At 35.6% G+C, this 1,057-nt stretch carries 3 protein-coding genes; 2 read left to right on the top strand and 1 reads right to left on the bottom strand.

All coding sequences use genetic code 11. The features are described from left to right. Window positions 1-163: 163 nt before the first annotated feature. Together FYJ45_RS29325 and FYJ45_RS29320 are read left to right on the top strand one after the other, a co-directional pair. Window positions 164-469 (top strand): ParB N-terminal domain-containing protein, encoded by a 306-nt coding sequence (locus FYJ45_RS29325; RefSeq protein ID WP_154468431.1) that lies wholly within the window; start codon window positions 164-166, stop codon window positions 467-469. A gap of 11 nt (window positions 470-480) precedes the next feature. Further along, window positions 481-759, top strand: a complete 279-nt coding sequence (locus FYJ45_RS29320) for a helix-turn-helix transcriptional regulator (RefSeq protein WP_154468430.1) — start codon at window positions 481-483, stop codon at window positions 757-759. An 81-nt stretch (window positions 760-840) separates the two neighbouring features. Here FYJ45_RS29320 and FYJ45_RS31305 read toward each other — a convergent pair. Further along, a partial coding sequence (locus tag FYJ45_RS31305) for a hypothetical protein (protein WP_235931069.1) occupies window positions 841-1,057 on the bottom strand: 217 nt, incomplete at its 5' end.

The raw sequence follows: 1,057 nt of genomic DNA, 5'->3' as shown, positions 1-1,057 counted from the left end.
CTTAATTATATTATAATACCATACTATGCAACACGAAATGCAACACGAGTTATTCAGTTTTTAAACTTATTTATTTCGTATTTTTAGTATTATTCTGTTGATGATTGACAATGCGCTAATATTAGCGTATAATAAATTTATAAAAAGAAAGGAAATATTAACTATGAAAATTATCAGCAGCCAGAGATATATAGACTACAAGTTAGTAGAAGCAAAGATTGAAGAAATTAAAGACTATGATTATATTACTCTTCCTATTATTGATGCAGGAATGCAAGACCTTGATGGCAACGATTTATTTATCCTCACAGATGGACATCACAGGAAGGAAGCTGCAAACGAACTTGGTATTGAAATTAGATATGAGGAAGTGCCAAATGATCATAACTTAACGGGCGAAGAATTGTTAAATGAGTGTTACGGGGATAGTGACTGGTATTACATCGAAAACGGAAATCTTGTATGGTAAGGAGGGGAAGAATGAAAAGATATCCAGATTGTATACGAAATGATGGTCTGTGCGGTGCTTGCTCCATTAGTAGCCACGGAAAAGACTGTCACAACAACAATATAAACAAATTATTATATCAACGCTCTTTGTCAGGCATAACCCAGCAGGAACTGGCTGATAAATCTGGTGTAAATATTCGGCAAATTCAAAGATATGAAAATGATACTTCTGACATTGGAAACATGACTCTCAAAAATGCTCTTGCTCTTGCAAAAGCGCTTGAATGTGAGGTGAACGATTTTGTCTGATAAATGTATTGTATGTGGTAAACTGAAAGGAAGAAATAAATATTTCTGTTCCAAAGCATGTGAATCCAAATACCGGCAGCATCAACGCATTTGTCCCGTATGTGGGAAACCATTTAACGCTTCCCCTGCAAATGATAATGTTTGCTGCTCGTTGGAATGTTCTTCTATCCACCGAAAACAATTACATAAAGAGGGTAAATATGATTCTGCCATTGCAAAATGGCAGAGGGAAAAAGAAAAATTCCATACGGAACATTCAGGGGAGAAGCACATCAATGCAAAGCGTTGGAAAATCCAG

It is taken from the genome of Eisenbergiella porci, assembly GCF_009696275.1.
Lineage (GTDB): Bacteria > Bacillota > Clostridia > Lachnospirales > Lachnospiraceae > Eisenbergiella > Eisenbergiella porci.
This window is presented reverse-complemented; position numbering and strand designations above follow the sequence as displayed.